Source organism: Leclercia sp. 1548, from assembly GCF_050435045.1.
Lineage (GTDB): Bacteria > Pseudomonadota > Gammaproteobacteria > Enterobacterales > Enterobacteriaceae > Enterobacter > Enterobacter adecarboxylatus.
In genome coordinates, this window is the sequence record NZ_JBNDJP010000003.1 from 504479 (window position 1) to 527981 (window position 23503).

Sequence of the window (23503 nt, forward strand, 5' to 3'; positions counted from 1 at the left end):
GCGATTCTGAAAAATTGCGCACGATACGGCTTAATTGTACACATTCAGTCTGCGATATCACCAACAACCTGTAACACATCTTGTAGCGCCTGCTGCGGTTTCTCACTGTCTAACCAGTGAATACCGTCCCAACCGCGCAACCAGGTCATCTGGCGTTTCGCTAACTGTCTCGTGGCGCAAATACCTCGATAAACCATTTCATCATGTGATATTTCACCTTCAATGTATGACCACATCTGGCGATAACCCACACAACGAATGGAAGGCATATCCGTATGCAAATCTCCACGGGCAAATAGCGCCCGCACTTCTGCTTCAAAATCTGAAGCTAACATCTGATGAAAACGCTGCTCAATTCGTTGATGGAGCAGTTCACGGCTCGCCGGGGCGATGGCGAACTGATGCACCTGATACGGCAGAGCCTCTCCTGACGTTTGCGTCAGTTCCGTTAAAGTTTTACCCGAAATGAAAAAAACTTCCAGTGCCCGGGAAAGCCTTTGCGGATCATTTGGATGAATACGTGCTGCGGCAACCGGATCGATTTCAGCCAGTTGTTCATGCAACGCACCCCATCCCTGCTCTGCCGCCTGTTGCTCAATTTTTGCTCTTACTTCAGGATCTGCCGATGGCAATGGCGATAACCCTTCCAGTAAGGCTTTGAAATAGAGCATGGTTCCACCCACTAACAGGGGGATACGACCTGCCGCACTGATCTCTGCCATCTGCGCCAGCGCATCGCGACGAAAATCTGCCGCCGAATACGCCTGCGCCGGGTCAAGGATATCCAGTAATCGGTGCGGCGCGGCGCGTAATTCGTCTGCGTTCGGCTTTGCTGTACCGATATCCATCCCCTGATAAATAAGGGCGGAATCAACGCTAATCAACTCTACTGGCAAAACTTTACGTAACTCAATGGCTAACGCTGTTTTGCCGGAGGCCGTTGGCCCCATCAAAAATATCGCCTTAGGCAGGCTGGTATTACTCAAGTCACTCATTTTTCAGGGCGTTCATCGCCGAATGTAGATCTACAGGTTGTAATAAACCACCCGGCGGCGCTTTCACCAGCTGCGGGCAGAGGCGTTCGACCTCAGCCAGCACCGTGATCGCCTGCGCCATACTCCACGTCGAATGTTCGCTGGCCAGTTGGCGAGCGATCCACTGCGCGGTGTTGGCGGCATCAAACGTCGTTTGTTGCGCCAGGTAGCCTATCAGTTCAGGAATCAAGTTTTGTAAATTTTGTTGGCGTAAGGGTAAAGGCACGGCCCGAAGCGTGACATGGTGCGCTTCGGTCACCATCTGGATGCCCATTTCAGCCAGCGCCGTTTGATAACGCTGGATGACCTGCGTCTCTTGCGCCGAGATTTTTATCCGCACCGGGATCAGCAGCGGCTGGGCGCAGGCCTGATGCGGCCCGGGGGCAAGCTGCGCCTGCTTTAACCAGCGTTCGGCGACCGGTAGGGACAACAGCGCCAGCTGGCCGTCACGCTCCAGCAGGGCAGTATCCGGCGCTACGATGGTCAGCACCCGACCAAAACTCTGACTATGCCCCGCCAGCGTAGGGGCCGCGGGCGCGCTATCTTCTGTTTTATGTGCGGGAGCCGGGGTATCAAGCAATGTGCGATAGACCGCGCCCGCCTGCTTTTGGTAACCCGGCTGGGCATGGGGGTAGCTGGCACCCGATGCTCGCGGGGCCGATCCGCTGGATGCAAAGCGCGGCGCGGCCGGTTCACGTGCGACAGCCGGTTCTGCAAACTGGTTTTTACCCGCCGCTACGCGGTTTTCCGGGATAGGACGCGGCGCAGGTGCCACGTCAGTCAACGGCAGGGTCGGATCGGCCTGCTGCTGCAATACGCTCAGCACGCCCTGGTAGATAAAGTCATGCACCAGCCGTGACTGATGAAAACGCACTTCATGCTTGGCCGGATGAACGTTAACGTCCACCTGATGCGGGTCGATCTCCAGATAGAGCACAAAAGCAGGCTGCTCTCCGGCACCGAGTTTATCCTCGCACGCCTGGCGGATCGCGTGATTGATCAGGCGGTCACGCATCATGCGCCCGTTCACGTAGCAATACTGGATCTCAGCAAATGCCGCGCTGCTCGCTTTCGGATCCGCCACCCAGCCGCGCAGGGTCAAATCGCCATGCTGCCACTCAATCGCCAGCGCCTGTTCAAGGAAGGGCGTACCGCAGATGGCACCCAGTCGGCGCTCTTTTTGCCCGCCCTGCGCCACGGCGCGGTACTGGCGCATCATCTTGCCGTTATGACTGAGATTGATGGTGACATCGAAACGCGCCAGCGCGATGCGGCGGATAATCTCGTCGATATGGCCGAATTCGGTTTTCTCGGTGCGCATAAACTTGCGCCGCGCGGGGGTGTTGTAGAACAGATCCAGCACTTCCAGCGTGGTGCCCACCGGATGCGCGGCGGGTTTAACCGTCACGTCCATATCCCGGCCTTCGGCGTAAGCCTGCCAGGCTTCCGGCTGCTCTGCCGTGCGGGAAGTGAGCGTTAAGCGGGAGACAGAGCTGATACTCGCCAACGCTTCGCCGCGAAAACCGAGGCTGATGATGGCTTCGAGATCGTCAAGGGAGGCGATTTTGCTGGTTGCATGACGGGCCAGCGCTAACGCCAGCTCCTCTTTTTTGATGCCGCAGCCGTTATCACGAATACGGATGAGTTTCGCGCCGCCGCGCTCAATATCAATATCGATGCGGGTCGCACCCGCATCGAGACTGTTTTCCACCAGCTCTTTCACGACCGACGCAGGGCGTTCTACCACCTCACCGGCGGCGATTTGGTTCGCAAGCTGCGGCGGCAGAACCTGAATCGGCATGAAATCTCCTTAGTTGGTCGAGGTCGACTCGCCCGGTAATACGGCGCTGGCTGTCTGCGCCGCGCCACCCTGCGGTGCAGACTGGAGCGGATGCGTATCAAAATAGTTACGCAGGCCTTTATAAATCGCTTCGGCAATCTGCTGCTGGTAGTTATCGCTGCCCAGCAGTCGCTCTTCACCGTTATTACTGATAAAGCCAGTTTCGACCAGAATGGACGGGATATCCGGCGAACGCAGCACGCCCAGGCTGGCATGTTCCGGGCGGCGCTTATGCAGGGAACCCACACTTTGCAGCTGATTCAGGACATTAGTCGCTACATCATACCCGACACGCTGGGAATGGCCGAACTGTAAATCCAGTACCGCCTGGCTCAGGTAGGGATCCGACTGGCTGTTCGCCAGCACGTCACCTGCCCCGCCCAACAGCTCGGATTGCTTTTCATGTTCCTCAAGCCAGTTTGCCATTTCACTGTTAGCACGACGGTTGGAAAGCACCCATACGGATGCCCCCGTCGCGCTGCGGTTGGGAGCCGCATCGGCATGCACAGAAACGAGGAAATTAGCGTTCTGCTGACGCGCCACGTCAGAACGGCCCATGACCGAGATAAAATAATCGCCGTCACGGGTTAATACACCTTTAAACATCGGGTCGTTGTTCAGCAGGGTTCGCAGCTTACGGGCAATGGCGATAGTCACGTTCTTCTCACGCGTGCCGCCCGGTCCGATAGCGCCAGGATCATCGCCACCGTGTCCTGCATCAATCGCAATGATAACCTTATCGCCGTTTGTCTGGCGCGCCTGGACGGCCGGACGGGTCACGGTATTGCTGCTGGTGACGCTGGTAATACGATCGCTGCCGGATTTAAACGGATTGCGGGCTGGCTCTGAAGGACGCGGTGCAACCACAGGCGCTTCCACCCGCTTTGCCACTACCGGTGGTGGTGGAGGCGGCGGCGGTGCATCGGCGTTGATGGTAAAAATCACCATGTAGTTCGCGCCGTTCTGTTGCTTCACCGCCCGGGTCTTGCCGTTTTGCGTTAAATCGACCACCAGACGCAAGGACTGATTGTCTTTCGGCGTACCGGAACGAATGCTATGCACCAGGTTATTGCCGCTGAACTGCAGCGGCAACCCTTTGATAACACCGGTCTGTTTGATATCCAGTGCGACGCTGCGCTTATCGTCCTGCGAAAAAGCATACTCAGGATCGCCCATAAAGCTGAAGGTGATCCGGGCCTGATTGTCGCCGTTGGACACCTGAATATCGGACAACGTTGCTGCCCCGGTCTGGGCACAAAACAGCACCGTTGCAGCCATCAACCAACTTTTAACGCGATTAATCATCCCGTTATCTCTTCTTTTAACCGGCCAACCGCGCCAGTATGGAGTGACCTGATGCGGAGACAGCAGTGACGCGGGCTTCACGCCCTTGCGCCTGATACTCCAGGTGAATTTCAACATCCGGGTCAGGCAAGACGCCCGTACCCTGCTGCGGCCACTCTACCAGGCAAATGGCATCGTTGGCGAAATAGTCACGGATCCCCATAAATTCCAGCTCTTCAGGATCGGCAAGGCGATAGAGATCGAAGTGGTACACCATCAGGTTATCCAGGGTGTACGGCTCCACCAGCGTATAGGTCGGGCTTTTCACGTTTCCCTGATGTCCCAGCGCCTGTAAGAAGCCCCGGCTAAAGGTGGTTTTACCCGCGCCAAGGTCGCCATACAGATAAATGACGGTTGCGCCCTTGCAGGCCTGCGCCACGCGCTGGCCGAGATCTAAAGTTGCCTGTTCGTCGGGTAAAGGGATCACTCGATTAATCATTTTCTACGTCAATTATTTCCGGGTTAACAACACGCCGTAGCGTGTCAAAAAGATCGGTTGCCAGCATGCCGCGCGTACCGTACTGGTCAGCCAGCCGATCGGCGGCTGCACCATGCACGACGCAGCCTGCGCAGGCAGCATCATAAAGCGCCAGTTTCTGTCCGAGCAACGCCCCGATAATACCGGAAAGCACATCGCCCATACCGCCGCTCGCCATGCCCGCATTGCCGGCATCAATAATACCTGACATTCCGCTTTCACTGGCGACGACGGTGCCAGCGCCTTTCAGCACTACCACACCACCGTAACGTTTTACCAGACGCTGGGCAGAATGTAAGCGATCGCTTTCAATTTCTGCAACGCTGCAGTTAAGCAGACGCGCGGCCTCGCCGGGGTGCGGCGTCAGGATGCGATTGTGACGTTTATCCGGGTTGATTGCCAGAAGGTTCAGCGCGTCAGCGTCCCAAAGCATGGCGTGCCGAAAGTTCTCGACCTTGCGTAACGCCTCTTTACCCCAGGACGCTTGTCCCAGACCGGGGCCAATTACGACCACATCGGCCCACTGCAGGCTGTCGTCCAGCGCCTCAGCGGTCAGTTCGTGTACCATCAGCTCAGGCCGGGCGGTGACGATCGGGGCAATATTTTCGCGGCGGGTCAGAACGCGCACCAGCCCTGCCCCCGTTCGCAGCGCCGCTTCGCCGGTCATGCGGATAGCCCCTGCGGTGCCGTGATCGCCGCCGATGATCACCAGTCGGCCGTGATCGCCCTTATGGGAGGTAGGACGACGCGGAGGTAGCCATTGCGCCAGTTGCGAAGCATCAAAGCGGCTGATGGGCGTCTCTTGTCCGGCAAGCCAGCCTTCCAGCCCGAGGGCGTTATGGTGCAGTTCCCCGACGACATCACGCGCTTTCCCGGTCAACAGGCCGGGCTTGAGGGCAACAAAGGTCACCGTATGGTTAGCGTGAATGACGTCGCCGGGCGTGGTGCCCGTCTGGGCGTTCAGCCCGGAGGGCACATCCAGCGCAACGATGGAGGCCGGGTGGTGGTTAGCGTGCGCGATTAATCTGGCAATCTCATTACGTGGCGCACTACGTAACCCCGTTCCCAGCAGGCCGTCGACGATCAGATCGACCTCTTCGGGCCAGGCCGTATCTGCAGCATGGATCACCCCCGCCGCCTCCAGCCAGGTTTCCCGCGCTTTTGCAGCCTCTTCGGGAAGCGGTTTGTCGCTCTCCTGCGCCAACAGCGTCACGGTTATACCGGCGGCCAGCGCCAGGCGTGCGACGACATAACCATCGCCACCGTTGTTGCCATGGCCACACAGGATCAGCCAGTGTCTGGCCTGCGGATACGCCCTGCGGGCAACGGCAAACGCTGCCTCACCCGCGCGCTGCATCAGTTCATAAAGCGTCATACCAATGCTGTCTGCAGCCTCTTGTTCGACGCGACGTAGCGCCTCCGCCGGCCAGACAGAATGTGGTATACTTGCGGGGTTTTTCTTCACAGTATGGTCCGTCATGTCACAGCCCCTCGATCTCAATCAGTTAGCGCAAAACATTAAACAGTGGGGCGCTGAGCTTGGTTTTCAACACGTGGGTATCACCGATACCGATCTCTCTGCCAGTGAGCCAAAACTCCAGGCATGGCTGGATAATCAATACCACGGCGAGATGGAGTGGATGGCGCGTCACGGCATGATGCGCGCCCGCCCGCATGAACTGCTGCCGGGAACGCTGCGCGTGATCAGTGTGCGGATGAACTACCTTCCCGCCCGGGCCGCTTTTGCCAGCACGCTAAAAGACCCCACGCTGGGATACGTCAGCCGTTATGCCCTGGGGCGTGATTATCATAAATTGTTGCGTAACCGGCTCAAAAAGCTGGGGGAAATGATCCAGCAGCAATGCGCCACGCTGAATTTTAGACCCTTTGTCGATTCCGCGCCTGTTCTTGAGCGGCCCCTGGCTGAAAAAGCGGGGCTTGGCTGGACAGGTAAGCACTCACTTATCCTCAGCCGCGACGCCGGTTCCTTTTTCTTCCTGGGCGAGTTACTGATTGATCTCCCCCTGCCGGTGGATAAGCCGGTTGAAGATGGCTGTGGGCGCTGTGTCGCCTGCATGACTATCTGCCCTACCGGCGCCATCGTAGAGCCTTACACCGTTGATGCCCGCCGCTGCATCTCCTATCTGACCATTGAACTTGAAGGGGCGATCCCGGAAGAGTTCAGGCCGTTAATCGGCAATCGCATTTATGGCTGCGATGACTGCCAGCTGATCTGCCCGTGGAACCGTTATTCACAGTTAACGGAAGAGGACGACTTCAGCCCGCGCAAGGCCCTGCACGCTCCGCCGCTCATTGAGCTGTTTGGCTGGAGTGAAGCCTGGTTTTTGAAGGTAACAGAGGGATCGGCTATTCGCCGTATCGGGCACTTGCGCTGGCTGCGTAATATCGCCGTCGCGCTGGGAAATGCTCCCTGGGATGAAGCCAATATTCAGGCTCTGGAAAGTCGCCGAGGTGAGCACCCACTTCTTGATGAACACATAGAATGGGCGGTTGCGCAGCAAATCGCCAGGCGAAACGCCTGTGCTGTAGAGGTGCAATTACCGCAGAAAAACAGGCTGGTCCGGGTGGTCGAAAAAGGGCTGCCGCGGGATGCGTGATGTTTCCACAGCCTGTGAATAAAATTTAAAAGCCAGAAACCATCTGGGCCAGGCTATTGGTCAAGTGATCGGCTTAACATTTTGAAATGATATTTTCTCTATAATTTTCAATAAATTATAAAGTTACTATTCATCAGGCGAAGTATTTGGCTATTCGCAGAAAATTAACAAAGCTGTGGATAAGTCTGTTAAGAAGAGTTTGTCAGAAATGAAACAAATCATCCCCGGCGGGGCTTGCCGCGGTGGATATCTGGAAGAGGAGAAAAAATTTGGAGCGGGAAACGAGACTCGAACTCGCGACCCCGACCTTGGCAAGGTCGTGCTCTACCAACTGAGCTATTCCCGCTTAATCTTTGTCTTTCACGCTGCTGCTTGGTTGCAACCTGAAATCCTGCGATTTTGGTGGTGCGTATCTTGCGATACTTTTCAAATTTTGGAGCGGGAAACGAGACTCGAACTCGCGACCCCGACCTTGGCAAGGTCGTGCTCTACCAACTGAGCTATTCCCGCTTAATCTTCGTCTTTCACGTTGCTGCTTTGTTGCAACCTGAAAGCCTGCGATTGGTGGTCTTACTGCACAGCGAACAGATTTGGAGCGGGAAACGAGACTCGAACTCGCGACCCCGACCTTGGCAAGGTCGTGCTCTACCAACTGAGCTATTCCCGCAAAATCTGTGCTGTCGTAACGATGAATTCTCTGTCGTTACGGGAGGCGCATTATACGAGAAATCCTTTCTGCTGCAACCCCCCCAAAAGCGTTTTTTTATAAATTTAATTCAAGTGCTGCAATATTCGTCACATTGCGCATTTTTAAATCGTTATAGCGGTTTAGCCCCGGCAACTGCAGCACCGCCGGGGTTCTCGCTTACAGTTTAATGAAATGTTCGCGGTAATACGCCAGTTCCGCCACTGACTCACGAATATCGTCCATGGCCTGATGCGTCCCCTGCTTCTTAAAGCCATCCAGCATTTCCGGCTTCCAGCGGCGCGCCAGCTCTTTCAGGGTACTGACATCGAGATAGCGGTAGTGGAAATAGGCTTCCAGCTCCGGCATGTACTTAAACAGGAAACGGCGATCCTGGCCGATGCTGTTACCACAAATCGGTGACTTACCCTGCGGTACCCACTGCTTGAGGAACTCAAGGGTAGCCAGCTCGGCTTCGCGGTCGCCCTGGGTGCTGGCTTTCACGCGGTCCACCAGGCCGCTGCCGGTGTGGGTACGTACGTTCCAGTCATCCATCAGCGCCAGTTGCTCATCGGACTGATGCACGGCAATGGTTGGCCCTTCCGCCAGCACATTCAGGTTCGCATCGGTTACCAGTGTGGCGATCTCAATAATGCGATCGCGCTCGGGATCCAGCCCGGTCATCTCCAGATCAATCCAAATCAGATTGTTTTCATCTGCACTCATGTTATTTTCCACCCTTCTCGTATAACCGGCCGTGGCAGGTTAACTAGTATTAATTAGTGTGTATCATAGAGGTTTTGCCCAATATGGGCGACCAGGAGCCAGCACGATTGAGTAAAAATAAACTCTCCAAAGGGCAGCAGCGCCGCGTGAAAGCCAATCACCAGCGCCGTCTTAAAACCACTTCGGAGAAGGTCGATTACGACGACAACCTGTTTGGCGAACCCGCTGAAGGCGTAGTGATTAGCCGCTTCGGTATGCATGCTGATGTGGAATCGGGTGATGGCGAGGTTCACCGCTGCAATATTCGCCGCACCATCCGCTCGCTGGTAACCGGTGACCGCGTGGTCTGGCGTCCGGGTAAAGCTGCAGCAGAAGGCGTGACGGTGAAAGGCATCGTTGAAGCCGTGCATGAGCGCACGTCGGTTCTGACGCGCCCGGACTTCTACGACGGCGTAAAACCCATTGCCGCCAATATCGATCAGATCGTCATTGTCTCGGCGATCCTGCCCGAGCTGTCGCTGAATATTATCGACCGTTATCTCGTCGCTTGTGAAACCCTGCAAGTAGAGCCGCTGATTGTCCTGAACAAAATCGATCTGCTCGACAGCGAAGGCATGGACTTCGTTAATGAGCAGATGGATATCTATCGCAAGATTGGCTATCGCGTGCTGATGGTCTCGAGCCGGACGCAGAATGGCCTGCAGCCGCTCGAAGAGGCATTAACCGATCGCATCAGCATTTTTGCCGGTCAGTCCGGCGTAGGCAAATCCAGCCTGCTGAACAACCTGCTGGGTCTACAACAAGAGATTCTGACTAACGATGTCTCTGACAACTCCGGTCTGGGTCAGCACACCACCACTGCCTCACGTCTGTATCACTTCCCGCACGGCGGCGATGTTATCGACTCCCCGGGGGTGCGTGAATTTGGTCTGTGGCATCTCGAACCCGATCAGATCTTTAACGGCTTTGTCGAGTTCCTCGACTATTTAGGCGCGTGTAAATACCGTGACTGTAAGCACGATAACGACCCTGGCTGCGCCATTCGTGCCGCGGTCGAAAACGGTGAAATTGCGGAAACCCGTTTTGCCAACTATCACCATATTCTCGACAGCATGGCGCAGGTAAAAACGCGTAAAAGCTTTTCTGAATCTGATGACTGACAACTAAGCTAAGCGTCGCTAAAATCGTCCCCTTTTTTTCAGGTTCCGGCTGTCTGACAGCCGGTTCAGGAACGACAAAACAATGGCCTGGAGGCTACCTTGTTAAACTCATTTAAACTTTCGCTTCAATACATTCTGCCAAAACTGTGGCTCACTCGCCTGGCGGGCTGGGGCGCGAGCAAACGAGCGGGCTGGCTGACCAAGCTGGTAATCGATCTGTTCGTGAAATACTACAAGGTCGATATGCGTGAAGCGCAGAAGCCGGATACCGCCAGCTACCGCACCTTTAACGATTTCTTCGTGCGCCCACTGCGCGATGAAGTGCGTCCGCTGAATACCGACCCGAACGTGCTGGTGATGCCTGCTGACGGCGTGATCAGCCAGCTGGGCGCGATCGAAAACGACAAGATCCTGCAGGCTAAGGGCCATAACTACAGTCTGGAAGCTTTGCTGGCAGGTAACTACCTGATGGCGGATCTGTTCCGCAATGGTTCCTTTGCCACCACTTACCTGTCGCCACGCGACTATCACCGCGTGCATATGCCGTGCAACGGTATTCTGCGTGAAATGATCTACGTCCCGGGCGATCTGTTCTCGGTGAACCATTTGACCGCGCAAAATGTTCCGAACCTTTTTGCCCGTAACGAGCGCGTTATCTGCCTGTTCGACACCGAGTTTGGCCCGATGGCGCAGATTCTGGTGGGTGCCACCATTGTCGGCAGCATTGAAACCGTCTGGGCGGGCACCATTACGCCACCGCGCGAAGGCGTGATTAAACGCTGGACCTGGCCTGAGGGTGAAAGCGAAGGCTCCGTGGCGCTGCTGAAGGGTCAGGAGATGGGCCGCTTCAAACTCGGCTCCACTGTAATCAACCTGTTTGCCCCGGGTAAAGTGAAGCTGGTAGAGCAGCTTGAAAGCCTGTCCGTAACCAAACTCGGCCAGCCGCTGGCGGTTTCGACGGAGCCTTTCGTTACAACGGACGCAGAGCCTGCCCCGCTGTCAGACGAAGAGATCGCCGCTGAACTCGAAGCCAGCCCGCTGGTTGATGACAAAAAAGACGCAAGCTAAGCAAAGGTAAACTGACGTGCGCCTGATTATCACTTTGCTGATGGCCTGGTGCCTCAGTACGGGGGCGTACGCCGCGAACGCCCCTGACAGTAAACAAATCTCACAGGAACTCGAGCAGGCGAAGGCGGCAAAGCCTGCCCAGCCAGAAACCGTTGAGGCGCTCGAGGCTGCGCTGAACGCGCTTGAGGAGCGTAAAGCCTCCCTTGAGCGCGCCGCGCAGTACCAGCAGGTCATCGATAACTTCCCCAAACTTTCACAAACCTTGCGCGCGCAGCTGAACGATATTCGTGAAGAGCCGCGCCAGGTGCCTGCGGGCATGACCTCTGACACCCTGAATCAGGAGATCCTGCAGGTCAGCAGCCAGTTACTGGAAAAAACCCGCCAGGCGCAGCAGGAGCAGGAGCGCGCCCGCGATATTGCGGACTCCCTGAACCAGCTGCCTCAGCAGCAAACCGATGCCCGCCGTCAGCTCAATGAGGTAGAACGCCGGGCCGGAGCGCAAACCGGCGCTAACGCCCTCAGCCAGGCTCAAAATCTCGGCCTACAGGCGGAATCTGCCAGGTTAAAAGCCAGGGTAGATGAACTGGAGCTGGCGCAGCTTTCGGCCAACAATCGCCAGGAGCTGGCGCGTATGCGCTCTGAGCTGGCGAAAAAACAGGGCGAGCAGCTGGATGCTTATCTCCAGGCGCTGCGCAATCAACTCAACAGCCAGCGCCAGCGCGAAGCCGAGCGGGCGCTGGAAAGCACTGAACTGCTGGCGGAAAACAGCGAGAACCTGCCCGCCGGTATCGTCGAGCAGTTTAAGGTCAACCGTGAGCTTTCTGCCGCGCTCAACCAGCAGGCGCAGCGCATGGATCTGGTGGCTTCCCAGCAACGCCAGGCCACCAATCAAACGCTACAGGTACGTCAGGCGCTGAATACGCTGCGCGAGCAGTCGCAGTGGCTTGGCTCATCGAACCTGCTTGGTGAAGCCCTGCGCGCCCAGGTTGCCCGTCTTCCTGAAATGCCAAAACCCCAGCAGCTCGATACCGAAATGGCGCAACTGCGTGTGCAGCGTCTGCGCTTTGAAGATCTGCTGAATAAGCAGCCGCAGCTGCGCCAGATCCACCAGCCGGACGGCAAGCCGCTCACCGCCGAGCAAAACCGCATTCTGGAAGCCCAGCTGCGCACCCAGCGCGAGTTGTTGAACTCCCTGTTACAGGGGGGCGATACGCTGCTGCTCGAGCTGACCAAACTGAAAGTCTCAAATAGCCAGCTGGAAGATGCGTTAAAAGAAGTCAACGAGGCCACTCACCGCTATCTGTTCTGGACCTCGGACGTACGCCCGATCACCTTCTCCTGGCCGCTTGATATTGTTCAGGATCTGCGGCGGTTGATTTCGCTGGATACCTTCAGCCAGCTTGGTAAAGCCAGCGTGATGATGCTCACCAGCAAGGAGACGATTTTCCCGCTGCTTGGCGCATTAATTCTGGTTGGGTTCAGTATTTACTCCCGCCGTCACTTCACCCGCTTCCTCGACCGCTCCAGCGCGCGCGTCGGTAAGGTGACCCAGGACCATTTCTGGCTCACGCTGCGTACGGTCTTCTGGTCGATTCTGGTGGCCTCGCCGTTGCCGGTACTGTGGATGACCCTGGGTTATGGCCTGCGTGAAGCCTGGCCTTACCCGCTGGCGGTGGCGATTGGCTTTGGAGTAACGGCCACCGTGCCGCTGCTGTGGGTCGTGATGATCTGCGCCACCTTCGCCCGGCCGAATGGCCTGTTTGTCGCCCACTTTGGCTGGCCGCGTCACCGCGTGGCGCGGGCGATGCGCTACTACCTGATGAGCATCGGGCTGATTGTGCCGCTGATCATGGCGCTGATTATGTTTGATAATCTGAACGACAGGGAGTTTTCCGGCTCGTTCGGCCGTCTGTGTTTCATCCTGATTTGCGGTGCGCTGGCGGTGGTCACGCTGAGTCTGAAGAGAGCCGGGATCCCGCTCTATCTCGACAAAGAGGGCAGCGGCGATAACATGGTCAACCATATGCTGTGGAATTTGCTGCTCAGCGCCCCGCTGGCGGCGATTCTGGCGGCAGCCGTCGGCTATCTGGCCACTGCCCAGGCGCTACTGGCGCGTCTTGAAACCTCGGTAGCAATCTGGTTCCTGCTGCTGGTGGTCTACCACGTTATTCGCCGCTGGATGCTGATTCAGCGTCGTCGTCTGGCCTTCGACCGGGCGAAAAACCGTCGTGCCGAAATTCTCGCCCAACGTGCGCGCGGCGAAGAAGAGCCAGCCCATATGCTCAGTACGGAAGGAACGGTGGAGGTCGATGAAACGGAGCTGGATCTGGATGCCATTAGTACCCAGTCCCTGCGCCTGGTCCGTTCCATTCTGATGCTGATCGCGCTGCTGTCCGTCATTGTGCTGTGGTCGGAAATCCATTCAGCGTTTGGCTTCCTGGAAAACATTACCCTCTGGGATGTGACCTCGACGGTTCAGGGCGTGGAAAGCCTGGAGCCGATTACGCTCGGCGCGGTGCTGATCGCCATTCTGGTGTTCATCATCACCACCCAGCTAATCCGTAACTTCCCGGCGCTGCTGGAGCTGGCCCTGTTGCAGCATCTGGATCTCACCCCGGGCACCGGATACGCCATTACCACCATCACCAAATACCTGCTGATGGTGTTTGGCGGGCTGGTGGGCTTCTCGATGATCGGCATCGAGTGGTCGAAGTTGCAGTGGCTGGTAGCCGCGCTCGGTGTCGGGCTTGGGTTTGGCTTGCAGGAGATCTTCGCCAACTTTATCTCAGGCCTGATTATCCTGTTTGAAAAGCCGATCCGTATTGGCGATACCGTGACGATCCGCGATCTGACCGGCAGCATTACGAAGATCAACACCCGCGCCACCACGATCAGCGACTGGGATCGCAAAGAGATTATCGTCCCTAACAAGGCGTTTATCACCGAGCAGTTTATCAACTGGTCGCTGTCGGACTCCGTGACGCGTGTGGTACTGACCGTACCGGCCCCGTCAGATGCCAACAGCGAAGAGGTGACGCAAATTCTCTATACCGCGGCCGAGCGCTGTTCGCTGGTAATCAGCACGCCGGAGCCGGAAGTATTCCTGGTGGATTTACAACAGGGGATCCAGATTTTCGAGCTGCGTATCTATGCGGCCGAAATGGGTCATCGCATGCCGCTGCGTCATGAGATCCACCAGCTGATTCTGGCGGGCTTCCGTGAACACGGTATCGACATGCCATTCCCACCGTTCCAGATGCGACTGGAAACCCTGGACGGACGTAAGACGGGAAGAACATTAACGTCAGCGGCGAAGACACGCCCGGCGGGAAGTTTGTAAAAATAAAAGCCAGCCGCATCAGTGGCTGGCTTTTTTGCCTGCGATTTTACCCAAGACAAAACTGGTACCTGAAAACAAATCGCCATAACCAGATGCCTGCGATAAGTATTGTTATAAGGTACAGAAATCCGTGATGGGCTTTTTTTATCAAAAAAGCATAAAGCGCAGGTAAAAAAATCGGGAACGTAATGAGCATTCCGAAACCGCGGATATCATCATTCTCGACATACGCCATCAGGTCACAGATGTTTTTGATGTTCTCTTCTCCAATCCACCATTCCTTATCCTGTGTTGAGAAGATAACAGTGACGATAATCGATAAGCACAGCCAGATGATCCCAAGCGTAAATATTTTATAGCTCACTTAAATACCTTCTAAGATGGCCATGATCGCGCTTTTTTTCGCAATTATGCGTCTCACCGTATACTCGTGAAGACTGACCCACGGGATGGTGAATGGAAGCAATGCGATTACCCGCACTTCTTTGGGTATCTCTGTTACATCGTGAACCTGCCAGAATGATTTTTCATCTGCCAGATTATCGGTTCGGATACCCGGATTGGCATAAGAGGTTAAATCGCGTAAATAAAATTCACCCCCCTACTCCCCGCACACTTTCAGGCAGTAGGGGAATAGCGAACTCAGTCAGCCACCCAAATCGGTGATGGCGCTACGCGACGACGGTAATTCTCATAAATCCCCATCGCCATCAGCGAGAAGAAGATCGGGCCGCCGACCATCCACAGCGCGCTGTTCCAGTCGTTGGCCTCAATAACCGGCTGGATCACGGTGAAAATATTTGCAAAGGCTACCACCAGCACGACGACGGTCGTTGCCAGCAGCGTGGCGGCGCGGGTTTTGAAAATCACGAACGGACGTTCGAGATCCTGCTTCGCCTTAAAGAACGGGAACGCCAGGGTCAGGAAAAGATAGGGCAGCGTCATTGATACGTTCGCCATCAGGGTCAGCTTGTTATAAAACGCAGAAGCAGTATCCCCTCCGAACGACACCAGAAGAATAAACACACAGACCAGCAGACACTGCATCCACATGGCATTCGCAGGCATGCCTGCCGTGTTGAGTTGCGTCATGCGGGTCGGCCACAGCGCTTTTGGTGTTCCCTGGATAATCGCTTTTAGCGGCGAATAGATCAGCGTGAAGAAAGCACCGGTATAGGCGAGGAACATCGACAGGCCGGTGATACGCGCAAACCAGACGCCCATCGTCGTGGCCGTATCCGGCGTCAGCTGCATTGCCTGTCCGAGCGTCATCCCCAGGCTTTTCATCAGCACGTAAGTAATATTGCCAAGGTTAGTGGTGTCGTTGCTTAACACCTGCTGCCAGTTGGTGCTCACCCCCCAGAGGAAAATCGCCAGCGAGTAGCCGACAGAGATAACTATCGCCGCGAAGATAATCCCTTTGGCAAAGTTCTTTTCCGGGTTTTCGGTTTTATCGACCAGGCCGCCCACGGCTTCAATTCCGCCGTAGGCAAAGATCGCAAACACCACAAAGGAGAGCATCGCGAGGCCGGACTGATAGCTCGGGTTAGGTGACGAAACGAAATTCACCTCCTGTGCAAAATGGCCGCCGTTGAGGCACAAAATCGCGATGCTCACCAACAGCAGGACCAGGTTCAGACACATGACTGAAATACCGCCTACGGCGGTTATGCGTGCGATTTTGTTGATGCCTTTCGATGCCACCAGCGTTACCAGCATCATCCAGCAGACCGCGAGAATCCCGACGACCTGTGTGGAGCTAAGTCCAGCCAAAGACCAGACCTGCGTTTTATCTGCTCCAAAGAGAAACGTCGAGAAAGGCACCCACACCTTGGCGGCCGTACTGACCATCCAGACTACGTAGGAAGAGAACCACATAAACGTGCCGATAAACGCGTAGCGCGGCCCGATACTGTTGTTCATCCACGAGTAAATCCCGCCCTCTTCCTTGCGATAAGCGGACCCCATCTCCGCCATCATTAGCGCAAACGGAATAAAGAAGAACAGAGCAGAGACAATATAAAACGGCGTCGCGCTGTAGCCCATCAGGTAAAACGCCGAGGGGCTGTTGGCAAAACCAAATACTGACGTAAAGATCATCAGGATGAGACCGGTCAGGGTCATCTTTTTCATTGAGTGGGACATAGAACCATCCAAAGCGAAAATAAACTGCGCGGATGGTAGCAGATGACCAGATTAACAGTGTGGCTATTCAGGGCAAATTAGGAAAATAGCCTGCGTTACGCGGCACTGGAAGTTATTGATGTCATTAATAATTAGTGAGGAATTTATTGCCAGGGAGGGAGGCATACCGGGCAGAGACGCGCACCGCCCGGCATTTTATTATGCGCGATCGACCGTAAATGCAATCACGTCGCCAAGCTGCTCTGCGCCAAGCGCCAGCATCACCAGACGATCAACCCCCAGCGCCACGCCGGAGCAGTCCGGCAAGCCAGCTTTTAACGCGCCCAACAGATTGTGATCGATAGGCTGCTGCGGCAGGCCGCGCGCGGCACGCTTGCGATTATCCTGGTCGAAACGCTGCTGCTGTTCACGGGCGTCGGTCAGTTCATGGAAACCATTCGCCAGTTCAATACCTTTAAAGTACACCTCGAAACGCTCCGCCACGCGGTGATCTTCGGTACTGATCTGCGCGAGTGACGCCTGGCTTGCCGGGAAGTGATAGACAAAGGTCGGACGATCTTTGCCAATCTGCGGCTCAACGCCAAAGGTAAAGAGCAGCTGCAGCAGCGTGTCGCGATCTTCTTCAGTATCGGCAACGTTGCTGAGATCCAGTTTTGCCGCCACTTCGCGCAGCTGGGTTTTATCCGCAGAGAGCGGATCAATTTCCAGATGGCGCTGGAAAGCCTGCTGATAAGAGAGGGTTTCGGCTTCCGGGCACTCCAGTACCTGCTGCAGGAGGTCGTCCACCTCGTTCATCAGGCGATACATATCATAATGCGGCCGGTACCACTCCAGCATGGTGAATTCCGGGTTGTGATGACGCCCCATCTCTTCATTACGGAAACTGCGGCACAGCTGATATACCGGGCCACATCCCGCCGCCAGCAGGCGCTTCATGTGGTATTCCGGGCTGGTCATCAGGTAGAGATTCATCCCCTGGGAGTGACCAGGGCCAACGAAACGGGTCTCAAACGGCACCAGGTGAATATCCGTTACCGTCGCCTGGCTCATGCAGGGCGTTTCCACCTCCAGCACACCGCGGTCGGCAAAGAAGCGGCGGATCTCCGACATAATTGCTGCGCGTTTTAAAAGATTGGGGATGGATGCGCTCGGCTGCCAGGTGGCCGTTTCGCTCATGAGAAGTTCTCCGATTTCAGACAAGGGGACGAAGTCTACTCGTAACCTATGGCAGAGACAAATTTTGCACAGTCAATTTTGTGGTTTTCATAACTTCCAATAATTTCGTGACGTGATTCATCAATTACAGTGATAAATCGCGGGAAAGAACCGCAAAAAAATCGAACACGTCAAATTTCCCTTTCTTTCCTAAGGCTATACTGCGTTACCCATAAAGGAGCAGTGGAATCGCTTTCGCATTCGCCTTACCGGGCCGTGCACTACCTCAGGGTAGCGGAGATGCGAAATATCAAAAATCTGGAGGAATGTCGTGCATACCTTTCAAGCCGATCTTGCCATTATAGGCGCAGGCGGAGCGGGATTACGCGCAGCAATTGCTGCAGCCCAGGCTAACCCAAACGCTAAAATTGCCCTGATTTCAAAAGTCTACCCGATGCGCAGCCATACGGTCGCCGCGGAGGGAGGATCCGCCGCCGTCGCGCAGGATCATGACAGCTTTGAGTATCACTTCCACGACACCGTTGCCGGTGGCGACTGGCTGTGCGAACAGGATGTCGTTGATTATTTCGTTCATCATTGCCCAACGGAAATGACCCAGCTGGAGCAGTGGGGTTGCCCCTGGAGCCGTCGTGAAGATGGCAGCGTCAATGTGCGTCGCTTCGGCGGCATGAAGATTGAACGTACCTGGTTTGCCGCCGATAAGACCGGCTTCCATATGCTCCACACCCTGTTCCAGACCTCACTGCAGTTCCCACAGATCCAACGCTTCGACGAACATTTCGTCCTCGACATTCTGGTCGATGACGGCCAGGCCCGCGGCCTGGTGGCGATGAACATGATGGAAGGCACGCTAGTTCAGATCCGCGCCAATGCGGTGGTGATGGCCACCGGCGGTGCCGGACGCGTGTATCGCTACAACACCAACGGCGGCATCGTGACGGGCGACGGAATGGGCATGGCGTTACAGCATGGTATTCCACTGCGCGACATGGAGTTCGTCCAGTATCACCCAACCGGCCTGCCCGGCTCCGGCATTCTGATGACTGAAGGCTGCCGCGGCGAAGGCGGCATTTTGGTCAATAAAGACGGCTATCGCTATCTGCAGGATTACGGCATGGGTCCCGAAACCCCGCTGGGTGAGCCGAAAAACAAATACATGGAACTCGGTCCGCGCGACAAAGTGTCACAAGCGTTCTGGCACGAGTGGCGTAAAGGCAACACCATTCCAACCCCACGCGGCGATGTGGTCTATCTCGACCTGCGCCACCTGGGTGAGCAGAAGCTGCTGGAACGTCTGCCCTTCATTTGCGAACTGTCGAAAGCATATGTGGGCGTCGATCCTGTCAAAGATCCGATTCCGGTACGCCCAACCGCGCACTACACCATGGGCGGTATCGAAACCGATCAGCAGTGTGAAACCCGTATTAAAGGGCTGTTTGCGGTGGGCGAATGTTCGTCCGTCGGCCTGCATGGCGCTAACCGTCTGGGTTCAAACTCACTGGCAGAACTGGTGGTGTTTGGCCGTCTGGCTGGTGAACAAGCCGTGGCACGCGCTGCGACGGCTGGCACCGCTAACAGTGCCGCGCTTGATGCGCAGGTGGCCGATGTGGAGCAGCGCCTGAAAAAGCTGGTTAATCAGGAAGGCACTGAAAACTGGGCGAAGATCCGCGACGAAATGGGTCTGTCCATGGAAGAAGGTTGCGGCATTTACCGTACACCGGAGCTGATGCAGAAGACCATCGACAAACTGGCCGAGCTGCAGGAGCGCTTCAAACGGGTACGCGTGACTGACACCTCCAGCGTCTTTAATACCGATCTGCTCTACACCATTGAGCTGGGGCATGGCCTGAATGTGGCCGAATGTATGGCGCACTCCGCCTTCGCACGTAAAGAGTCGCGCGGTGCGCACCAGCGCCTGGACGAAGGCTGCACGGAGCGTGACGACGTGAACTTCCTGAAGCATACCCTCGCTTATCGCGATGCAGACGGCTCTACCCGTCTGGACTACAGCGACGTGAAGATCACCACGCTGGCACCGGCGAAACGTGTGTACGGTGCAGAAGCGGAAGCAGCCGAGAAGAAGGAGACGACAAATGGCTGAGATGCAAACAATGAAAGTGGAAGTGGTGCGCTACAACCCGGAAGTAGACAGCGCGCCGCATAGCACTTTCTATGACGTGCCTTACGATGAGCAGACCTCCCTGCTGGATGCGCTTGGCTACATCAAAGACAACCTGGCGCCGGACTTGAGCTACCGCTGGTCCTGCCGTATGGCGATCTGCGGCTCCTGCGGCATGATGGTCAACAAGGTGCCCAAACTGGCCTGTAAGACCTTCCTGCGTGAATACCCGAAAGGGATGAAGGTCGAAGCGCTGGCTAACTTCCCGATTGAGCGCGATTTGGTGGTCGACATGACCCACTTTATCGAGAGCCTGGAAGCCATCAAGCCGTACATTATTGGCAACCCGCGCACGCCGGAACAGGGGCCGAACAAACAAACCCCGGCACAGATGGCTAAATATCATCAGTTCTCCGGCTGCATTAACTGCGGTCTCTGTTATGCCGCCTGCCCGCAGTTTGGTCTGAATCCAGAGTTTATTGGCCCAGCCGCGATTACCCTGGCGCATCGCTACAACGAAGATAGCCGCGATCACGGTAAGAAAGAACGTATGGCGCAGCTGAACAGCCAGAACGGCGTCTGGACCTGTACCTTCGTCGGCTACTGCTCGGAAGTGTGTCCGAAGCATGTCGACCCGGCCGCCGCGATCCAGCAGGGCAAAGTGGAAAGTTCGAAAGACTTTCTTATCGCTACCCTGAAACCACGCTAAGGAGTGCATGATGACGACTAAACGCAAAGCCTATGTCCGGCCGATGCCGTCCACCTGGTGGAAAAATCTGCCGTTTTATCGCTTCTATATGCTGCGTGAAGGCACGGCGGTGCCGGCGGTGTGGTTCAGCATCGAACTGCTGTACGGTCTGTTTGCCCTTAAGCACGGGCCTGAAACCTGGGCCGGTTTTGTTGGATTCCTGCAGAACCCTATTGTGGTGATCCTGAATATCATCGTGCTGGCGGCAGCGCTGTTGCATACCAAAACCTGGTTTGAGCTGGCGCCGAAAGCGGCAAATATTATCGTCAAAAACGAAAAACTGGGGCCAGAGCCGATCATCAAAGGACTCTGGGCGGTGACTGCGGTCGTGACCGTGGTTGTTCTTGGCGTAGCCCTGTTCTGGTAAGGAGACCTCTGTGATTAATCCAACTCCAAAACGTTCTGATGAGCCAGTCTTCTGGGGACTCTTCGGAGCAGGTGGTATGTGGTGCGCCATTATCGCGCCGGTCATTATTCTGCTGGTGGGCATTATGCTGCCGCTGGGGCTTTACCCCGGCGATGCGCTGGGCTACGAGCGTGTGTTGGCTTTTGCCCATAGCCTTATTGGCCGGGTGTTCATTTTCCTGATGATCGTGCTGCCGCTGTGGTGTGGCCTGCACCGCATTCATCACGCCATGCACGACCTGAAGATCCACGTCCCTAACGGGAAATGGGTGTTCTACGGACTGGCCGCCATTCTCAGCGTGGTCACGCTGGTTGCCGTTGTGTTTATGTGATCTTCCTCCGCTCTCCCACCTGTTGGTGGGAGAGCAAAATTCCTGACAGGTTCTACACTTATGAAAAATCCTGTAAGGAAACGCCTATGCGCATCCTGCCCGTCATCGCCGCCATTGCCGCTGCATTTCTGGTTGTTTCCTGTAGTACGCCTGCCCCGCCTCAGGGCGTGACTGTCGTCCGGCCCTTTAACGCCCAGCAATTTATGGGTTCCTGGTATGAAATTGCCCGTTTTGACCATCGCTATGAGCGAGCCTTACAACAGGTTACGGCTCACTACAGCCTGATGAGCGACGGTGGAATCCAGGTCATCAACCGTGGCTATAATCCTGACCGCGGCATGTGGCAAAAAATGACGGGGAAAGCCTACTTTACCGGCGCGTCTGACACCGGCGCGCTGAAAGCCTCTTTCATCGGTCCTTTTTATGGCGGGTATAACGTGATTGCGCTGGATAAAAATTATCAGCATGCGCTAGTGTGCGGGGCCGATCGTGACTACCTGTGGGTTCTTTCCCGCACACCAACGATTTCAGATGAGATGAAACAGAGATTGCTGGATTCTGCCAGCCGTCAGGGATTTGATATCAGCCAGTTGGTCTGGGTTGAGCAGACCCATTAGTGAGTGCTGAGCTTCAGCCCAATAATCCCGGCGACGATCAATGCGAGGCTGGCAATACGCGCCAGGCTCGCAGACTCACCCAGCAGTAAAATCCCGGTAATGGCCGCGCCTACCGCACCAATCCCCGTCCACACTGCATAAGCCGTCCCTACGGGCAGCGAACGCATGGCCCAGGAGAGCAGCACAATGCTCACGATCATCGCAGAAACGGTAATAATGCTGGGCGTGAGACGCGTGAACCCGTGGGTATATTTCAGGCCAATGGCCCAAACCACTTCGAGTAAACCGGCAATAAAAAGAATAATCCAGGACATAAAGGCTCCTTAACTTAAATAACAGTCTGGGGCCGTCCCCGATGAGAGAAGCGCTTACAGGTCGTCCTGTAAGGCAGGTGAACAACTTATTGTGAAGAGCATGCATTCATTTTTCAACGTCTTTGTTTCTGGCCATAGTTAACCATTTGAATGCAAGAAATAGACGTAATTAGCTGCGAAATTCCCCCATTTATAACTCATCCGACTTCTTTACTATGAGTGACTTCCTCGATGCAGGAAGCGACTTCACTTTGCCGATTGCGAAAACCAAATGTTCAAAATTCTTTTGATTGACCGGTGTCATTACACCCGCATGGGCCTGGAAATGTGGATCAATCATTCAGGGCTGTTCCCCTCCCCCGTTCTGGTAACGGGCCTTAACAATCTCTTTCTGGCCAGAGAGCATATTCTGCAATGGAAACCGACGCTGGTCATTGCAGATTTGCAGGGATTTACGTCAGACATACAACATATCCAGCAGCTCTCTTCTCTAATGAGCGCCAGTGAAACCGTGCCTTTTGTTTTACTGCAATCAGAGGAACAACCTGAAACGTCGGCCTTTATGAATACCTTTCCCTTGTGGGCATCATTAGCCAAAACGATCCCGCTGGCGATACTGGCGCAGACAATTAATGAGGCATTAGCCTCACAAGAAATCAGTGAACCTGGACCTGTCGCAACGCCATTACTGACGCGCCAGGAAGAGAAAGTGTTAACGCTATGGATGGACGGTGCCAGCAACCAGAAGATTGCCAGTAAACTGAGTATTCACGGGAAAACGGTTTACACCTACAAGCGCAATATTCGAATGAAATTGCACATGGATACACGGTACTCGCCGTTTCTGTCACTACCCTGAGGGGGAAACTGAGGGTACGGCGACGTATTCAGCACCGTACCGCCCAAGATTACTGTTGTGCTTTAGTTGCCGCACCAGAAATCGCGCTACCGCCAGAGGAGATATCCTCACCGACGCCGCGAGTGGTATTACAGGCCGTCAGTACAGACGAAAGCACCAGAACCGAAAAGATCGCTACAAATGTTTTCTTAAGCATAATGTCTTCCTTTTTTAGCCAAAGTTATTGTGTACAGCTACATAAGCATAGCCAGGATCCCGGCGAGTGATGGAAAAGGAAGAATTTTTAGGAAAAGAAGAAAAATCAGGAGGCGGCGTGCGAAATGGCATGGCCGAGGCTTTTAATGTCTTCCCCGAAGCCACGGGCCGTATTGCAGCCGGTGAGCAGTGAGCCAGCAAGGATCATCAGCAGGAAAATTTTGATTGCGCGCTGCATCGTCCATGAATCCTTTTTCGGTCAAAAAGGCGCAGCAAAAAACTGCGCCTTTCATCCCGAAG

22 protein-coding genes and 3 tRNA genes are annotated in these 23503 nt (G+C 55.4%); 10 read left to right on the forward strand and 15 right to left on the reverse strand.

Features of this window, described 5'->3' with window-relative positions; translation table 11 throughout:
• Nucleotides 1-44 precede the first annotated feature (44 nt).
• From miaA to nnr, 5 genes are read right to left on the reverse strand one after another with little or no spacing between them, the layout of a single operon-like run.
• Nucleotides 45-995 carry a tRNA (adenosine(37)-N6)-dimethylallyltransferase MiaA gene (miaA, locus tag ABIE02_RS11885; protein ID WP_032616178.1) on the reverse strand — a complete coding sequence of 317 codons (951 nt, stop codon included), beginning with the start codon at nt 993-995 and terminating at the stop codon, nt 45-47.
• The gene (gene mutL / locus ABIE02_RS11890; protein WP_230431130.1) at nt 988-2835 is read right to left on the reverse strand and encodes a DNA mismatch repair endonuclease MutL; all 1848 of its coding nucleotides are present in this window, start codon (nt 2833-2835) and stop codon (nt 988-990) included. Before mutL ends, miaA begins: the two co-directional genes overlap by 8 nt.
• A gap of 9 nt (nt 2836-2844) precedes the next feature.
• Nucleotides 2845-4179: an N-acetylmuramoyl-L-alanine amidase AmiB gene (gene amiB / locus ABIE02_RS11895; protein ID WP_032616176.1), complete on the reverse strand. Its 1335-nt coding sequence runs from the start codon at nt 4177-4179 to the stop codon at nt 2845-2847.
• Between the two features lie 16 nt (nt 4180-4195).
• On the reverse strand, nt 4196-4657 hold the full coding sequence (gene tsaE / locus ABIE02_RS11900; RefSeq protein ID WP_032616175.1) for a tRNA (adenosine(37)-N6)-threonylcarbamoyltransferase complex ATPase subunit type 1 TsaE: 462 nt from the start codon (nt 4655-4657) through the stop codon (nt 4196-4198).
• Nucleotides 4650-6176 (reverse strand): bifunctional ADP-dependent NAD(P)H-hydrate dehydratase/NAD(P)H-hydrate epimerase, encoded by a 1527-nt coding sequence (gene nnr / locus ABIE02_RS11905; protein WP_103793117.1) that lies wholly within the window; start codon nt 6174-6176, stop codon nt 4650-4652. The genes tsaE and nnr overlap by 8 nt, the downstream gene beginning before the upstream one ends.
• Between nnr and queG the strand changes: the two genes are divergently transcribed.
• A complete protein-coding gene (gene queG / locus ABIE02_RS11910) occupies nt 6175-7314 on the forward strand; it encodes a tRNA epoxyqueuosine(34) reductase QueG (protein WP_059308905.1) in 1140 nt (379 codons plus the stop codon). The genes nnr and queG overlap by 2 nt on opposite strands.
• Before the next feature lie 270 nt (nt 7315-7584).
• Here the strand turns inward: queG and ABIE02_RS11915 are convergent.
• The 4 genes from ABIE02_RS11915 to orn form a co-directional block, all read right to left on the reverse strand.
• Nucleotides 7585-7660: transfer RNA gene (locus tag ABIE02_RS11915), tRNA-Gly, on the reverse strand.
• 88 nt (nt 7661-7748) lie between these two features.
• Nucleotides 7749-7824 (reverse strand) — tRNA-Gly (locus ABIE02_RS11920).
• Between the two features lie 81 nt (nt 7825-7905).
• Nucleotides 7906-7981, reverse strand: a tRNA-Gly gene (locus ABIE02_RS11925).
• A gap of 198 nt (nt 7982-8179) precedes the next feature.
• A complete protein-coding gene (gene orn, locus ABIE02_RS11930) occupies nt 8180-8725 on the reverse strand; it encodes an oligoribonuclease (protein ID WP_032616171.1) in 546 nt (181 codons plus the stop codon).
• Nucleotides 8726-8832: 107 nt separating this feature from the next.
• On the opposite strand from orn, the gene rsgA reads away from it, so the two are divergent.
• The 3 genes from rsgA to mscM all read left to right on the forward strand — a co-directional run bounded on the left by rsgA (nt 8833) and on the right by mscM (nt 14293).
• Nucleotides 8833-9885: a small ribosomal subunit biogenesis GTPase RsgA gene (gene rsgA, locus ABIE02_RS11935; RefSeq protein WP_072250796.1), complete on the forward strand. Its 1053-nt coding sequence runs from the start codon at nt 8833-8835 to the stop codon at nt 9883-9885.
• Between the two features lie 99 nt (nt 9886-9984).
• Nucleotides 9985-10953 carry an archaetidylserine decarboxylase gene (asd, locus tag ABIE02_RS11940; RefSeq protein ID WP_032616169.1) on the forward strand — a complete coding sequence of 323 codons (969 nt, stop codon included), beginning with the start codon at nt 9985-9987 and terminating at the stop codon, nt 10951-10953.
• A 16-nt stretch (nt 10954-10969) separates the two neighbouring features.
• Nucleotides 10970-14293, forward strand: coding sequence for a miniconductance mechanosensitive channel MscM (gene mscM / locus ABIE02_RS11945; protein ID WP_032616168.1), 3324 nt, complete (start codon nt 10970-10972; stop codon nt 14291-14293).
• A gap of 46 nt (nt 14294-14339) precedes the next feature.
• Here mscM and ABIE02_RS11950 read toward each other — a convergent pair whose 3' ends face one another.
• The 3 genes from ABIE02_RS11950 to epmA all read right to left on the reverse strand — a co-directional run bounded on the left by ABIE02_RS11950 (nt 14340) and on the right by epmA (nt 17614).
• Nucleotides 14340-14657 carry a DUF2645 family protein gene (locus tag ABIE02_RS11950; RefSeq protein ID WP_077226977.1) on the reverse strand — a complete coding sequence of 106 codons (318 nt, stop codon included), beginning with the start codon at nt 14655-14657 and terminating at the stop codon, nt 14340-14342.
• Nucleotides 14658-14935: 278 nt separating this feature from the next.
• Nucleotides 14936-16438 carry a glutamate/gamma-aminobutyrate family transporter YjeM gene (gene yjeM / locus ABIE02_RS11955; RefSeq protein WP_336994951.1) on the reverse strand — a complete coding sequence of 501 codons (1503 nt, stop codon included), beginning with the start codon at nt 16436-16438 and terminating at the stop codon, nt 14936-14938.
• A gap of 198 nt (nt 16439-16636) precedes the next feature.
• A complete protein-coding gene (gene epmA, locus ABIE02_RS11960) occupies nt 16637-17614 on the reverse strand; it encodes an elongation factor P--(R)-beta-lysine ligase (protein WP_032616165.1) in 978 nt (325 codons plus the stop codon).
• Between the two features lie 310 nt (nt 17615-17924).
• On the opposite strand from epmA, the gene frdA reads away from it, so the two are divergent.
• From frdA to blc, 5 genes are all read left to right on the forward strand, one after another.
• Complete coding sequence (gene frdA / locus ABIE02_RS11965; protein WP_032616164.1) at nt 17925-19715, forward strand: fumarate reductase (quinol) flavoprotein subunit; 1791 nt, start codon at nt 17925-17927, stop codon at nt 19713-19715.
• Nucleotides 19708-20442 (forward strand): succinate dehydrogenase/fumarate reductase iron-sulfur subunit, encoded by a 735-nt coding sequence (locus ABIE02_RS11970; RefSeq protein ID WP_032616163.1) that lies wholly within the window; start codon nt 19708-19710, stop codon nt 20440-20442. The genes frdA and ABIE02_RS11970 overlap by 8 nt, the downstream gene beginning before the upstream one ends.
• A gap of 10 nt (nt 20443-20452) precedes the next feature.
• On the forward strand, nt 20453-20848 hold the full coding sequence (gene frdC / locus ABIE02_RS11975) for a fumarate reductase subunit FrdC (protein WP_032616162.1): 396 nt from the start codon (nt 20453-20455) through the stop codon (nt 20846-20848).
• A 10-nt stretch (nt 20849-20858) separates the two neighbouring features.
• A complete protein-coding gene (gene frdD, locus ABIE02_RS11980) occupies nt 20859-21218 on the forward strand; it encodes a fumarate reductase subunit FrdD (protein ID WP_032616161.1) in 360 nt (119 codons plus the stop codon).
• Nucleotides 21219-21304: 86 nt separating this feature from the next.
• On the forward strand, nt 21305-21835 hold the full coding sequence (gene blc / locus ABIE02_RS11985) for an outer membrane lipoprotein Blc (RefSeq protein WP_130587955.1): 531 nt from the start codon (nt 21305-21307) through the stop codon (nt 21833-21835).
• On the opposite strand, the gene sugE is transcribed toward blc, so the two are convergent.
• Nucleotides 21832-22149 (reverse strand): quaternary ammonium compound efflux SMR transporter SugE, encoded by a 318-nt coding sequence (gene sugE, locus ABIE02_RS11990; RefSeq protein WP_032616159.1) that lies wholly within the window; start codon nt 22147-22149, stop codon nt 21832-21834. The two genes, blc and sugE, sit on opposite strands and share 4 nt — an antisense overlap.
• A gap of 271 nt (nt 22150-22420) precedes the next feature.
• Here sugE and ABIE02_RS11995 point away from each other — a divergent pair, with 271 nt between their 5' ends.
• Nucleotides 22421-23008 (forward strand): helix-turn-helix transcriptional regulator, encoded by a 588-nt coding sequence (locus ABIE02_RS11995; RefSeq protein ID WP_032616158.1) that lies wholly within the window; start codon nt 22421-22423, stop codon nt 23006-23008.
• Nucleotides 23009-23057: 49 nt separating this feature from the next.
• Here ABIE02_RS11995 and ecnB read toward each other — a convergent pair whose 3' ends face one another.
• Both ecnB and ABIE02_RS12005 read right to left on the reverse strand, forming a co-directional pair.
• The gene (gene ecnB / locus ABIE02_RS12000; RefSeq protein ID WP_032616157.1) at nt 23058-23204 is read right to left on the reverse strand and encodes a lipoprotein toxin entericidin B; all 147 of its coding nucleotides are present in this window, start codon (nt 23202-23204) and stop codon (nt 23058-23060) included.
• Between the two features lie 105 nt (nt 23205-23309).
• Nucleotides 23310-23411: an entericidin A/B family lipoprotein gene (locus ABIE02_RS12005; RefSeq protein WP_373407770.1), complete on the reverse strand. Its 102-nt coding sequence runs from the start codon at nt 23409-23411 to the stop codon at nt 23310-23312.
• Nucleotides 23412-23503: the final 92 nt, after the last annotated feature.

Coding starts and splice junctions, on each gene's coding strand:
- yjeM (WP_336994951.1), bottom strand. CDS start 16,438: ATGTCCCACTCAATGAAAAAGATGACCCTGACCGGTCTCATCCTGATG.
- tsaE (WP_032616175.1), bottom strand. CDS start 4,657: ATGATTAATCGAGTGATCCCTTTACCCGACGAACAGGCAACTTTAGAT.
- ABIE02_RS11970 (WP_032616163.1), top strand. CDS start 19,708: ATGGCTGAGATGCAAACAATGAAAGTGGAAGTGGTGCGCTACAACCCG.
- mutL (WP_230431130.1), bottom strand. CDS start 2,835: ATGCCGATTCAGGTTCTGCCGCCGCAGCTTGCGAACCAAATCGCCGCC.
- nnr (WP_103793117.1), bottom strand. CDS start 6,176: ATGACGGACCATACTGTGAAGAAAAACCCCGCAAGTATACCACATTCT.
- frdC (WP_032616162.1), top strand. CDS start 20,453: ATGACGACTAAACGCAAAGCCTATGTCCGGCCGATGCCGTCCACCTGG.
- orn (WP_032616171.1), bottom strand. CDS start 8,725: ATGAGTGCAGATGAAAACAATCTGATTTGGATTGATCTGGAGATGACC.
- blc (WP_130587955.1), top strand. CDS start 21,305: ATGCGCATCCTGCCCGTCATCGCCGCCATTGCCGCTGCATTTCTGGTT.
- epmA (WP_032616165.1), bottom strand. CDS start 17,614: ATGAGCGAAACGGCCACCTGGCAGCCGAGCGCATCCATCCCCAATCTT.
- ABIE02_RS12005 (WP_373407770.1), bottom strand. CDS start 23,411: ATGATCCTTGCTGGCTCACTGCTCACCGGCTGCAATACGGCCCGTGGC.
- miaA (WP_032616178.1), bottom strand. CDS start 995: ATGAGTGACTTGAGTAATACCAGCCTGCCTAAGGCGATATTTTTGATG.
- ABIE02_RS11995 (WP_032616158.1), top strand. CDS start 22,421: ATGTTCAAAATTCTTTTGATTGACCGGTGTCATTACACCCGCATGGGC.
- ecnB (WP_032616157.1), bottom strand. CDS start 23,204: ATGCTTAAGAAAACATTTGTAGCGATCTTTTCGGTTCTGGTGCTTTCG.
- sugE (WP_032616159.1), bottom strand. CDS start 22,149: ATGTCCTGGATTATTCTTTTTATTGCCGGTTTACTCGAAGTGGTTTGG.
- amiB (WP_032616176.1), bottom strand. CDS start 4,179: ATGATTAATCGCGTTAAAAGTTGGTTGATGGCTGCAACGGTGCTGTTT.
- queG (WP_059308905.1), top strand. CDS start 6,175: ATGTCACAGCCCCTCGATCTCAATCAGTTAGCGCAAAACATTAAACAG.